The 13,097-nt window shown below is 66.0% G+C and carries 9 protein-coding genes; all 9 read left to right on the top strand.

From position 1 onward, the window contains the following. The first annotated feature begins 465 nt into the window (after positions 1 to 465). Positions 466 to 1,578: an acyltransferase family protein gene (locus ARGLB_RS11860; RefSeq protein ID WP_280959906.1), complete on the top strand. Its 1,113-nt coding sequence runs from the start codon at positions 466 to 468 to the stop codon at positions 1,576 to 1,578. Positions 1,579 to 1,878: 300 nt separating this feature from the next. Further along, complete coding sequence (locus ARGLB_RS11865) at positions 1,879 to 2,469, top strand: hypothetical protein (RefSeq protein WP_003802703.1); 591 nt, start codon at positions 1,879 to 1,881, stop codon at positions 2,467 to 2,469. Positions 2,470 to 2,471: 2 nt separating this feature from the next. Then, positions 2,472 to 2,753: a PqqD family protein gene (locus tag ARGLB_RS11870; RefSeq protein WP_003802704.1), complete on the top strand. Its 282-nt coding sequence runs from the start codon at positions 2,472 to 2,474 to the stop codon at positions 2,751 to 2,753. Continuing rightward, positions 2,737 to 3,954, top strand: a complete 1,218-nt coding sequence (locus tag ARGLB_RS11875; RefSeq protein ID WP_003802706.1) for a hypothetical protein — start codon at positions 2,737 to 2,739, stop codon at positions 3,952 to 3,954. Before ARGLB_RS11870 ends, ARGLB_RS11875 begins: the two co-directional genes overlap by 17 nt. Positions 3,955 to 4,036: 82 nt before the next feature. Continuing rightward, on the top strand, positions 4,037 to 5,623 hold the full coding sequence (locus ARGLB_RS11880; RefSeq protein WP_043418946.1) for a tyrosine-protein kinase domain-containing protein: 1,587 nt from the start codon (positions 4,037 to 4,039) through the stop codon (positions 5,621 to 5,623). A 9-nt stretch (positions 5,624 to 5,632) separates the two neighbouring features. After that, the gene (locus tag ARGLB_RS11885; protein WP_043418885.1) at positions 5,633 to 6,571 is read left to right on the top strand and encodes a nucleotidyltransferase family protein; all 939 of its coding nucleotides are present in this window, start codon (positions 5,633 to 5,635) and stop codon (positions 6,569 to 6,571) included. A 297-nt stretch (positions 6,572 to 6,868) separates the two neighbouring features. Beyond that, positions 6,869 to 9,076 carry a S8 family serine peptidase gene (locus ARGLB_RS11890; protein WP_003802711.1) on the top strand — a complete coding sequence of 736 codons (2,208 nt, stop codon included), beginning with the start codon at positions 6,869 to 6,871 and terminating at the stop codon, positions 9,074 to 9,076. Positions 9,077 to 9,321: 245 nt separating this feature from the next. Beyond that, positions 9,322 to 11,499, top strand: coding sequence for a S8 family serine peptidase (locus tag ARGLB_RS11900; RefSeq protein WP_003802713.1), 2,178 nt, complete (start codon positions 9,322 to 9,324; stop codon positions 11,497 to 11,499). 281 nt (positions 11,500 to 11,780) lie between these two features. After that, the coding region (locus tag ARGLB_RS23265; RefSeq protein ID WP_003802714.1) for a delta-60 repeat domain-containing protein at positions 11,781 to 13,097 on the top strand (1,317 nt) is incomplete at its 3' end.

The following is a 13,097-nucleotide window of genomic DNA, read 5'->3' on the forward strand; positions in this document are numbered from 1 at the left end:
AAGCACCAGTAAATGCTGTTATGAGGCTTCCAACTCTGAGGAGCCCTCGGCGCTTAACTGCGCTGTCGCTCCGGGACGCCGAACGATCCTCTTTACTAATCTCGCTAGCCATAAGTAGAAGGTATTTCCTCGGGAGTTTGCTGGACCACCGTGGAAGATACGTGATTTCTCGACAACGAGCACCCGCGTGGAACAGGTAGTTACTCAGTTAGGTCAGAGTCCTGCCAGGGGATGCAAACGCTAGATTGAGGAAAATCGTGTCTTGATCTCCTTCGCGAGCTGCTCTGCACAGGGAAGTGCGCCATACCCCAGCGTTCTAGGTACTGGCCAGATGCGTACTCCTTATGTCCCAAGGCCAGGTGCGCCGTTACCCTTTTGTGATAATGCACCTTGTCGTGGGTAGACTAGACGGTTCATTGCCGTCACCCAAGGAGGAGAACCATTTCACGCGCCCGGCTGGATTCACTGACAGGACTGCGGTTCATCGCCGCCATACTCGTGGTTTTGTACCACGCGGCAGTGACCCTGGTGCCCGAGATGTACCCGCTCGTGTCCATGGGGCAGACCGGCGTGACCTTCTTCTTCCTGCTGTCCGGGTTCGTGCTCGCGTGGTCGATGAACCCAAAGACGACCAAGCGCCAGTTCTACTGGCGCCGGTTCGCCCGGATCTGGCCGCTGCACGCGCTCACGGCGCTGGCCGCCGTCGTCCTTGTTTTCGCAACGCAGGGGGACCAGTCAGTTCCCCAACTCCTTGCCTCCCTGCTCCTCGTTCAGGGCTGGCTCGGCGACCAGCACTGGGTTTACGCCTACAACGGGGTGTCGTGGTCGCTCTCGTGCGAAGCGTTCTTCTACGCGGTGTTCCCGTTCCTGGCGGTACGGCTTGCACGTCTCGAACCGGGGAAGCTCTTCCGCGTCGGCGCCACGGTCTTCGTTGCCGCTGTGTCCTTCATTGCCGTCCTGCTCGCGCTCGGCCCCGGCTTCGACTGGGGAGCCCTGTTCTATACGTTCCCCGCCTTCCGGATAGCTGAGTTTATTGTGGGTGTGTGCCTGGCCATCGCCATGCGGAAAGGCTGGAAGCCCAGGTTCGGCATCGGTGTCGGAGTGGCCGCGGCCATCGGTTCGTTCCTTATCCTCGAGATCGTCGACGGCATCGCACCCTGGCACACCGCCGGGCCGCTGGCGGGCGCGCTCTGCATTCCCGGCTACGCCCTGCTGATTGCTGCCTATGCGGACCGGGACCGCTGCGGAGGCCGCCCCACGTTCGCCAGCTCGCCTGCCATGGTGAAGCTGGGTGAATGGTCGTTCGCCCTCTACCTGGTCCACGAACTCGTGCTGCGCACAGCCCTGGAACTTGGACCGGAGAGCCTTGCCGAGCGGGCCGCGTTCGCCGTCGTCGGAATTGCCATCTCCATCCCGCTTGCCGGCGCCGCCTACACCTTCTTTGAGCGTCCCCTTGAGGCCCGGCTTAGGAACCGGGCCTCGAGCCGCGGCCCCGTGGCGGAACCGGCCGAGAAGACAGGCTCCTTCGCTGAGCCGGCGCCTGAGCGGACACTTACCGAGGCATCTGCACGAGGGTGACCGTTCCTCCCAGCGTGTTACCGCATTGGATGTACGCCCCCGTCCTGAAGTTTCAAAGGCGCTCGGGCTTCACATGAATCCGACGGACGGGGTCCCGACCATGTCGGGCCCTGCGGAGCCAGACCTGAGCTGCCCTTTCGGCGGACGTGACGATGCTTTCTTGATTCACCCTTGACCCAACTTTGCAAACCTCTTGAGGGAACCCTGAGGGTGGATGGCTAGGCTCTGGGAGGCCCCGATAAATCATCAGTTCCCGCCTTCGGCCCATAGGGGACCGGCCGAAACTACGAAGGAGCGTAATTGTCCGAGGTCCTAAACGCAGAGATCAATGCAAGCGAAATGAAGGGTGGTCCCAGCCGCCGCAGGGTAGTGGCAGGTGTGGCCTGGTCGCTGCCGGTCATCATCACCGCCGTCGCGGCCCCGGCGGCTGCCGCATCAGGTCTCAGCGTCACAGCAGGCTTGGTAGGCACGGGGTCTGCGGTCACCTACCTCCCCTCCGGGGGGACGGGCGCCGGCACTAACCGCAACGGTAGCGGTCCCACAGCACTTCAGCTCCAGAACAAGGGTGCCGCGGTCAACAGCCCGATTAGCGGAACCATCAACATAGCCCCGGTGGGAACAGTTGCCGCCGGCGCGGGCGTGCAGTCGATCACGCCGGCAGCCGTGGCCTCCTCGTCGTACTCGGCCAGCCATGCTTACAACGGATCCTTCACCTACACCGCAGGTATTCCCAGCGGCCAGACGGTGAACTTCCCCATTCAGTTCCAGTTCGAATCCGTGAACCCGTCGCCCAAGAAGGGTGCCGTCCTTTCCTACACCCTGACCATCACGGTGACTCTGCCGGATGCAACAACGCAGGCTTTGACCGCCGGCCTGACGGTCACGTTCTGACCATGGTCTGGAGGCACAGCAGCCTGGTGGCAGAAGTGTGTACCGAAAACGCGGGCCGGGTTGCGTTGCTGCATGTGGACGCCACCCAGCCTGTGGTTCTGGCTGGTCCTGCTGCAGCCATATGGCAGCTGATCGACGGCCGCCGCGGCGAGGAAGACGTCGTCGCTGACCTGAAGGCCGAGTTCGAGGATAGGGCCGGCCGGCTTGCTGCTCAGGTGGAGGCTTTCCTGGCAAACCTGGAAGCCCAGCGACTGATCGAAGCCGCGGATGAAGCCGCGAAGTAGCCACCCCGCCGCGGAGAACGCCAGGGGCGCCGAGCATATTGATCACCTGCTCTGCGTGGATGTCCTCGGCGTCCGGTTCACCGTGAGCTGGGGCCGGCGGGTCACAGCGGAGCAGCGGCAACGCATGGCCAAGGCCTGGGAGCGCTGTGCGGGCGCCGGTGCGCCGGTTATTCCGCCGGTTCCCATGGAACCGACGGAGACCCTGCCGTTCTCCGCGTCGGTTGCCTACCTGTCGCAAGCGCACGACGGCGGCACGCTGGCCCTGCAGGCCGCCTCCTTCGAGGCGCTCGCCGAGACTCTCACCTCCCGGCTGACGCTCGCGGCCATCCTGGAGAACGCGGGCAGGCTGATAATGCTCCACGCCTGCGGTATCGCCTCTCCTGAAACGGGCGGCGTTATGGCACTCGTGGCCAAATCCGGAACGGGAAAGACCACCGCGGCATCCGTGCTGGCCCAAACGTACGGGTACGTCTCTGACGAGACGGTGGCCATCTTGCCTGGTGGCGAGGTGGTTCCGTACCCCAAGCCGCTGTCCCTGAAACAGGAGGCAGGTGCGCCCAAGCGGCAGGTGGCACCGGACGAGCTCGGACTGCAGCCGGCACCGCCCAAAATGTTCATCCAGTCCATCGTGCTGCTGGACCGCATTGACCGGTTCCACGGGAGTGACGTTCAGGACCGCCCGGTTGCCCCTGTCCTGCGCCAGCTGCCGCTGGCGGACGGGCTTCTGGCGTTGATCCCCGAGTTGTCCTCGCAGGCCGAACTGGACGAACCTCTGCAGTCACTGTGCCGCCTCATCGAACGTGTGGGCGGTATCTGGCAGGTGACGTACTCGGAGGCCGCGGACCTGCCTCATGCACTGGAACCGCTCTTTCGGGGCTACGGCCCTGCAAATGCTGTGTGGGACGCGCCAGGATTTGACGGTGCGGCCGGTGCCATCCCGGACGGGTGGGTGCGCCGCGTGACACCTCGGGATGCTGTGCGGATCGACGACGATCTGCTGGTGATGCTGGATTCGGAGATAGTGCGGCTGGGCGGAGTGGGGCCTGCCATCTGGGAAGCCGCGGTCAACGCAGTGCCGCTGGAGCAGCTGGCCGAAGAGGTGGGACGAGTGCACGGCCGCCGGGAAGGCTACCGGACCGCCGTCGCGGCAGCGGCCGGCGAGCTCGTCGCGAAAGCAGTCTTGGAGCGTGGCGGCGCCTAGCGCTGCCATGCGGAAACCGTCCGCAGGTACCCGGCAACACCGCCGGTTGGAAAACAACACGAACTTGGATTGGGGAACCATCATGAGCGTCAACAGCACGCCCGCCGAACAGGCACCTGCCGGCCTGGACCTGGCCGACTACCTGCGGCTGCTGAGGGTGTACTGGAAGGCAATCGTGGCCTTCACCCTGCTCGCCACGCTGTTGGCGTTCGGCTGGACTGTCCTGCAACCGAAGATCTACGCGTCCGAATCCAGCGGCATCGTGGTTACGCCGGGATCGGACAACGTCAGCCTTTCCCTTGCCGGGGACAGCCTGGCCAAGGCAAAGGTCAAGAACTACGAGTCCGTGGCCAAATCGCGGCTGGTAGCTAACCGGGTCATTGCCTCGCTGGGGCTTGAGACCACGGCCGACGCCCTGCTCGGTGCCATCAGCGTCAAGGTTCCGCTGGACACCGCCGAAATCCGGGTGACAGCACAATCACCTGATCCGGGAACGGCGCAGCGCGTGGCGGACGCCTGGGTCAACGGCCTGGCCGCCGAGGTGAGGGCGATCGAAACAGCAACGCCGCCAAACAATTCAGCGGCCAGTCCTGGTGCGCCGCCCGGCACCGCAGCTTCCACTCCTGCCCCGGCCGTGAGCATCCTCCCGCTGGGCAAGGCGGTCCTGCCCAGCACCCCGGTCTCCCCGAACGTCAGGCTCTCCCTCGCAGTTGGGGCGCTCACTGGCCTTGCTCTTGGTGTGGCCTACGCGTTGGTCCGGCGCCACCTGGACCGGCGCATCCGCAATGCCACCGAAATCGAACGGCTCTTCGGCGTGCCCGTGATCGGCACCCTCCCCATCGACCACCGGCTGGACGGCAAGAGCACCATCCTGGAAGAGGGTGCGGGCGCAGGGCCCTCCCCGGCGGGCGCCACGGGCGGCGCGATGGGCGAGGCCCTCCGCGAGCTGCGCACCAACCTCAGCTTCCTGGATGTGGACCAGCCCCCGCGCATCATCGTGGTCACCAGTTCCCTGCCGGGAGAAGGCAAGTCCACTGTCACGGCAAACCTGGCGGCCACCCTGGCCGCTGCCGGCGAAAACGTGGTGGTGGTTGACGGCGACCTGCGGCGCCCTACGCTGGCGGACGTCTTCAACCTGGTTCCGGGCGTCGGGGTCACCGAAGTTCTGGCGGGCACCGCGGCGCTGGGGGACGTCCTGCAGCCCTGGAGCGCCCTGCCGAACCTCTCCGTCCTCGGGTCCGGCCGTATTCCGCCGAACCCCAGCGAACTGCTCGGATCCCTGGCAATGAAGAAAATGCTTAGCACACTGGCGCAGACGGCGATTGTCCTGATCGACGCCCCGCCGCTGCTTCCCGTCACTGACGCCGCCGTCCTCTCACGGGTGGCCGACGGCGCAATCGTTGTCATTCAGGCGGGCAAGACGACGCAGGAACAACTGGGACACTCACTGGGCAACCTGGACAAGGTACGTGGCAGGGTCTTGGGAACCGTCCTCAACTATGTGCCAACCCGTGGAACGGACGCCTACTCCTATTACGGCACCTATTCCTCCGAGCCGGCACCTGCCGCCGCTCGAGCGCCGCTCGGCGGTCGGCGCGCAGCCCAAGCCGACGGCGCGGGGGAGAACGTCCCCGTGCCTGTGCCCGCCGGGCTGCAGGCGAAGAACTAGGTTCCCGTGATGGAAGTCCCCGCAGCCGAAGGAGGCCAGCTGAGCATTGGTGAAAGTGTCCTGCTGGGCCATGCCCTCGTGGCAAGAGTGGCGGAGAGCCTTGGCATCCGGGCGTTCTTCATCAAGGGGCCTGCCAGCGTCATTCAGGGACTGCGCCTGCCCAAGGTGTCAGTGGACGTGGACGTCTTTGTGGCGCCGGCGGATCTTGAGCCCATGCTCGCCGGCTTGCACCAGCGCGGCTGGCGCGAGCGTGCCGCTGAGGAGACCGCTGGGGTCTTCTACAAACATTCGGTCACCCTCAACCACCCGTCCTGGCCCTGCCACATCGACCTCCATTTCCGGTTCCCAGGCATGGAAAGGGATCCGGCAGGTGCCTTTGACGCGATGTGGGCCCACACGCAGGTCCTTGAAATCGCGGGGTGGGGCGTGCGGGTTCCCTCAAAGGAGCTAGGTGTTGTCCTTCTGGCCCTGCATGCTTTGCGGGCACCCCACCTGCACATTTCGCAGCAGGAACTTCATTTCCTCAAGGACCTCGCGGCACGCGAAGCGCTCGGACCCGCCGTCCACGAAATCAGCGCTGCCACGGATGCGCTCGCGGCCATGCGGCCTTTCCTTGTGGAAATCCTTCCCGGGCACGCAGCGGCCGAGTGGCCCTCGGCATCCGCGGAGTGGCGCAACCGCCTGTTTTCCAGGGAACCTGGCAGCGCCCGCATCATCGCTCTCCTCCAGGCACCGCTGCGGGACAAGCCGCGGATGGTGCGTGCCGCCCTGTTGCCGGCTGACACGGTCTATCTATCGCAGGATCCCTACGTTGACCTGTCGCCGAAAGGACGCCTCCGGGCTTACGCCGCCAGATGGGTTCGTTTCCTGCGCGCGTCCCCGCGGCTGGCCCGAGACCTTGCTGCTTACGGCCGTTCCATTTACCCAGGTTGCCCACGCGGGGGCTAGGCGGTCAAGGTATCCCCAAGGTGCCGCCGCTAGCGTTTGCCCATGGAAGACCCATATTCGTTCGTGATGCCGCCCTAGCCACCTGGCTACGTGGCTACCAGTTTCCATGGCTGCGGTTCCGGTCTCCGCGGAAGGGCCTGCTGGCGAATAAACGACGAAACTCGTGTCCGCGCGTACCAAGCCAGAAGATATGGTGCCTGGGCTAACCCGGGCAAGAACCCTTAACGCGGCGGGGGCCGCGCCTCATAACTGCCTCCCGGCACCAGTGGCTGAGGGGCGCCGCACAGGATGGTCTCGATGTCTCTTACGCGCCGAACACGTTTCTCTGCTGTCATCATGTCCGCCGGCATCGCCGGCCTGGTGGCATCGGCCCTCATCTCGCCGGTCGTTTCAGCGGCCGACGACGGCGACCCCCACCTGCCGTCCGTCCCGCTCCGGCCGTCGGTGGCCACCCCGCCCACTGACCAGTTCATCGTGAAGTTCAAGGACCCGGCCCCGTCCGGCTCCGCGCTCCGCGCCCAGTCCTTCGGCCGCGCCGCCGCCGAACTCGGCGCCACCGCGCAGGACCTGCGGGCCACCGCCGGCGGAGCCCGCGTGGTCCGCACCAGCAAGGTACTGGGCGAGGGCGATGCCGAGAAGATGCTTGCCTCGCTGCGCGCCGATCCCGCCGTTGCCTACGCCGAGCCGGACGTGAAGCTGCAGGCCAAGGTCGCGGACCCGAACGACCAGTTCTTCCCGTTCCAGTGGAACCTGTCAGCGGAAACCGGCGGAATCCGGGCCACCCGCGCCTGGGACGTCACCCAGGGCTCCGGCCAGGTGGTGGCCGTCATCGACACCGGCAAGACGGACCACGTTGACCTGGACGCCAACATGCTCCCCGGCTACGACATGATCGCCGACGAAGACGACGCCCGCGACGGCAACGGCCGCGACTCCGACGCCACCGACGAGGGCGACTGGTCCACCGCCGGGCAGTGCGCCACAGGGTCCCCCGAAATAGCTTCCTCATGGCACGGCACGCACGTAGCGGGCATCATCGCCGCCGTCATGAACAACAACAACGAAGGCATCGCCGGCGTCGCGCCGCGAGCCAAGATCCTGCCCGTCCGCGTGCTCGGTCCCTGTGGCGGACAGCTCTCCGACATCGCGGAAGCCATCGTCTGGGCCTCCGGAGGTGCCGTGGCGGGAGTGCCGGCCAACCCGAACCGCGCCCGCGTGATCAACCTCAGCCTCGGCGGCACCGAAGCCTGCTCGCAGACGTTCCAGACCGCCATCGATACTGCGGTCGCCAGGGGTTCGGTTGTTGTCGCAGCGGCCGGCAACGAGAAGGCGCAGGCCTCCACCTCCAGCCCGGCCAACTGCCGGAACGTCGTCGCCGTTGCCGCCAGCGGCCGCACCGGCGCGCTGGCGCCGTACTCCAACTTCGGATCCGCCGTCGACATCACCGCCCCCGGCGGCGACATGACGCCCACTTCCGCCGATAATCCGCGCAGCGGCATGCCGAACGGCATCATCTCCACCCATAACTTCGGTTCCCAGACCGTTGACATAGAGGACTACGTTTTCGCCGAAGGCACGTCCGCCGCTGCACCGCATGTCTCCGGCGCAGCTGCGCTGCTCATGGCCCAGATGGGCCCGACGGCGACACCCGCCGCCGTCGAGGCGCGCCTCAAGCGCACTGCACGGCCGATGACCGGCGGCTGCCCGCAGGGCTGCGGAGCCGGGCGGCTGGACGCTGCCAGCGCGGTGCTGCACTTCAACACGGTCCTGGCCGTCGGCGACTTCAACGGGGACCGGAAGGCCGACGTCCTGGCCCGGGAGAACTCCGGCTTCCTGTGGCTGTACCCGGGCAACGGCGCCGGCGGCTGGCTGGCCCGCAAGCAGGTTGGCTCCGGCTGGAACGCCTTTAACGCCCTCGTTGCCCCGGGCGACTTCACCGGCGACGGGCGCGCGGACGTCCTGGCCCGTGACGCCGCCGGCGCTCTCTGGCTGTACCCGGGCAACGGTGCCGGCGGTTGGCTGGCCCGCAAACAGGTGGGCTCGGGCTGGAACGTGTTCAGCGCCGTCACCGGTGCCGGCGACTTCAACGTCGACGGTAAAGCCGACGTCCTGGCCCGCGACACCACCGGCGCCCTCTTTCTGTACACCGGCAACGGGCGCGGCGGCTGGCTCGCCAAGATCAAGGTGGGCTCAGGCTGGAACGGCATGAGCGCCATCGTTGGCCCCGGCGACGTCACCGGCGACCGCAAGGCGGACGTGCTGGCCCGGGACAGCGCCGGTGTCCTGTGGCGCTACCCCAACAACGGCCGCGGCGGTTTCGGTGCCAAGGTCTCCGTGGGCTCCGGCTGGAACTCGATGACCACCATCACCGGCCGCGGCGACTACAGCGGCGACGCCAGGACCGATGTCCTGGCCGTGGACACCAACGGCACCCTCTGGCTCTACCGCGGCAACGGCCTGGGCGGATTCTCCGGCCGGACCGCTGCCGGCACCGGCTGGAACTAAGCCGCCACCGAGCGCGAACGAACACTTAAGCCCCACCTGCATCACCCACTGAGCGCGAACGAACACTTAAGCCCCACCGGCAGCGCGAACGAACAGTCGTTGCCGCACGGGGCGGGTTACACTCGTTACTGATTGCGGCGGGGGCCGCGCCTCAGAAAATGCGTCCCGGCACCAGCGGCTGAGGGGCGCCGCACAGGATGGTCTCGATGTCGATTATGCGCCGAACTCGTTTGTCTGCTGCCATCATGTCCGCCGGCATCGCCGGCCTGGTGGCATCGGCCCTCATAGTGCCTGCCGCGTCGGCGGCCGACGGCGACCCCCACCTGCCGTCCATCCCGCGCCGGCCGTCCGTGGCCACCCCCACCACTGACCAGTTCATCGTTAAGTTCAAGGACCCCGCCCGGTCCGGCTCCGCGCTCCGCGCCCAGTCCTTCGGCCGCGCCGCCGCAAAGCTCGGCGCCACCGCGCAGGACCTGCGCGCCACCGCCAGCGGCGCCCGGGTGATCCGTACCAGCAAGGAACTGGGCGACGGCGACGCCAAGAAGATGCTCGCCTCGCTGCGCGCCGACCCCGCCGTGGCCTACGCCGAGCCGGACGTGAAGCTGCAGGCCAAGTTCGCGGACCCGGACGACGAGTTCTTCCCCTTCCAGTGGAACCTCTCCGCGGAAACCGGCGGCATCCGCGCCACCCGAGCCTGGGACGTCACCCAGGGCTCCGGCCAGGTGGTGGCCGTCATCGACACCGGCAAGACGGACCATGTTGACCTGGACGCGAACATGCTTCCCGGCTACGACATGATCGCCAACCAAGACGACGCCCGTGACGGCGACGGCCGCGACGCCGACGCCACCGACGAGGGCGACTGGTCCAGCGCCGGTCAGTGCGTCGACGGGGCCGCGGAGATGTCGTCATCCTGGCACGGCACGCACGTAGCGGGCATCATCGCCGCCGTCATGAACAACAACGGTGAAGGCATCGCCGGCGTCGCGCCGAAGGCCAAGGTCCTGCCCGTCCGCGTGCTCGGTCCCTGCGGCGGACAGCTCTCGGACATCGCCGACGCCATCGTCTGGGCTTCCGGAGCCCCCGTGGACGGAGTGCCGGCCAACCCGAACCCGGCCCGGGTGATCAACCTGAGCCTCGGCGGCACTGACCCCACTGACCCCACCTGCCCGCAGACCTTCCAGACCGCCATCGACACCGCCACCGCCCGCGGTTCGGTTGTTGTCGCGGCGGCCGGCAACGAGATGGCGCAGGCCTCCACCTCCAGCCCGGCCAACTGCCGGAACGTCATCGCTGTCGCGGCCAGCGGCCGCACCGGTGAGCTGGCGCCGTACTCCAACTTCGGACCCGCCGTCGACATCACCGCCCCCGGCGGCGACATGACGCCCACCAACGCGACCCAGCCGGCCAGCGGCGTCATGAACGGCATCCTCTCCACCCTGAACGACGGCCCCCAGACTTTCGGCACGGAAGCCTACTTCTTCGCCGAAGGCACCTCCGCCGCTGCACCGCACGTGTCCGGCGCAGCTGCGCTGCTCATGGCCCAGATGGGCCCGACGGCGACACCCGCCGCCGTCGAAGAGCGCCTCAAGCGGACCGCACGGCCCATGACCGGCGGCTGCCCGCAGGGCTGCGGCGCCGGCCGGCTGGACGCGGCCAGCGCGGTGCTGCACTTCAACACCGTCCTCGCAGCGGGCGACTTCAACGGCGACGGCAAAGCCGATGTCCTGGCCCGGGAGAACTCCGGTTTCCTGTGGCTCTACCCGGGCAACGGCAGCGGCGGCTGGCTTGCGCGGAAGCAGATGGGCTCGGGCTGGAACGGCTTCACCTCACTCGTGGCCCCCGGCGACTTCAACGGCGACCGGCGCGCGGACGTCCTGGCCCGCGACACCACCGGCGCCATGTGGCTGTACCCGGGCAACGGCAGCGGCGGCTGGCTGGCCCGGGTCAAGGTGGGCTCGGGCTGGAACGGCTTCACCGCCATTGTCGGTGCAGGCGACATCAACGGCGACGGCAAAGCGGACGTCCTGGCCCGCGACACCACCGGCGCCCTCTGGCTCTACCCCGGCAACGGCCGCGGCGGCTGGCTCGCCCGGACCAAGGTGGGCTCGGGCTGGAACTCCATGACCGCCATAGTCGGCCCCGGCGACGTCACCGGCGACCGCAAGGCGGACGTGCTGGCCCGCGACACCGCCGGTGTCCTGTGGCGCTACCCCAACAACGGCCGCGGCGGCTTCGGTGCCAAGGTCCAGGTGGGCTCCGGCTGGAACTCGATGACCACCATCACCGGCCGCGGCGACTACAGCGGCGACGCCAAGACCGACGTCCTGTCCGTGGACACCAACGGCGCGCTCTGGCTTTACAAGGGCAACGGGCTGGGCGGTTTCTCCAGCCGGACCGCAGCCGGCAGCGGCTGGGGATAAACCCTCCACCCAGCGCGAACGCACACTTAAGCCCCACCGCGAACGAACACTTGAGCCCCACCTGCGTCACCCACTGAGCGCGAACGAACACTTAAGCCCCACCAGCGTCACCCACTGAGCGCGAACGCACACTTAAGCCCCAGCTCGAACGCACACTTGTGGCCTGACAGCGTTTGCCACGGAGTGAGGATGCATCGGGCCAGCCGTCGGAATTTATCGCACGCAATTCATGATATTCTTCTCCGAATTATTGAGGCGCAAGCATCCGCGGAGGAAAAATAATGACCGATATTTGGGGGAGTGGGCGAGCGAAAGCAGGAATTCTGACGCTCTTGTCCTCGGTGCTGGCGGTAGTGATGGGCCTGGCAGGGTTCAATGCCGTGACGCCCGCCCACGCCGCAGATTCGGATTATCTTGATCAGTCCTTTGCAAATAGGGGTTTATTCACTCACGACTTCGGGGGAGTAAGCGGGCCGGGTCCGGTAGCGGTCGATGTTGACACGTTAGGGCGAACCGTCACAGCAGGACGGGTCCAAACCCTTGTTGCCTCCGATTGGCGGGTAATCCGTCTGCTTCCTTCTGGACAACCTGATCCAACCTTTGGCGAAGCGGGTGTTATCACATTAGCCTCGCAGAACAGTGTTACTGACCTTCGGATCCAAGCTGACGGAAAAATTCTACTGGCGGGCAACGTACAGGTTCCGGGCGTCGGAGGATCGGCCGCGGTCATCCGGTTGGATGACCGCGGCCTCGTGGACACTACTTTTGCGAGTTCAGGAATGATCGTGCCTGAGGCGTCCACTGCACATTTCGCTTATGAGGTAAGTTTCGACGCGCTCACGTTCTCGCCAGAAGGCTCTGTCGTCATAGCTGGCAGCATTAAAGGATCAAGTGCGGCCTGGAAGTATTCAGCCGACGGATTCTTGGACAGCACATTTGCTGAGCTTATTCCTGATCCTCAAGGCTCGCTGAGCGGCTGGGGACCTGAAGACATTACCGTTGATGCGGTCGGCCGGGTAACAGTGGCTGGCGCATACGAAGGCCACCGTGGTGCATTAGTCCGGTATTTGCCAGATGGTAGTGCAGACACCTCCTTCGGCATCAACGGTGTTCTGCGCAATCGTACGGCGGGAGCAATTACAAACGTCGCCGCATACAAGGACGGCTCAGTCGTGGCTGCGTCATACAAGAGGCTCGCAGCCTACAACACCAGTGGAGTGGAGCTGCCAGATCTAGCAGCTCCCGGCGAACTCGTTGTGACCAGCCTCTTAGTCGATGGCAGCAATAACCTGCTGGTCGGAGGGTGGAACAACTCCCAAGGGCCAGCTTCCTTTACGTTGATGAAATTCGCTGCAGATCGGTCCGTTGCTCAGAGTTTCGGTACGGCAGGCGTGGTAGCGACTGCATTTCCCCAGGGAAATGCTTTCCTGTCAGACATGGCCTTAACCCCCGATGGGCATCTAGCTGGTGCCGGATGGGTTAATTCTTTTTCGAATGATCCAAACAATCCGAATGATTCTGGACTGTTTGCATTAGCCCGATATGATCTGTCATTCCTTCCCCCGCCGACATTCCCTCCTGCCCGTTCAAGGAAAGTC

The sequence above is a fragment of the Arthrobacter globiformis NBRC 12137 genome, assembly GCF_000238915.1.
In the GTDB taxonomy this organism is placed as follows: domain Bacteria; phylum Actinomycetota; class Actinomycetes; order Actinomycetales; family Micrococcaceae; genus Arthrobacter; species Arthrobacter globiformis.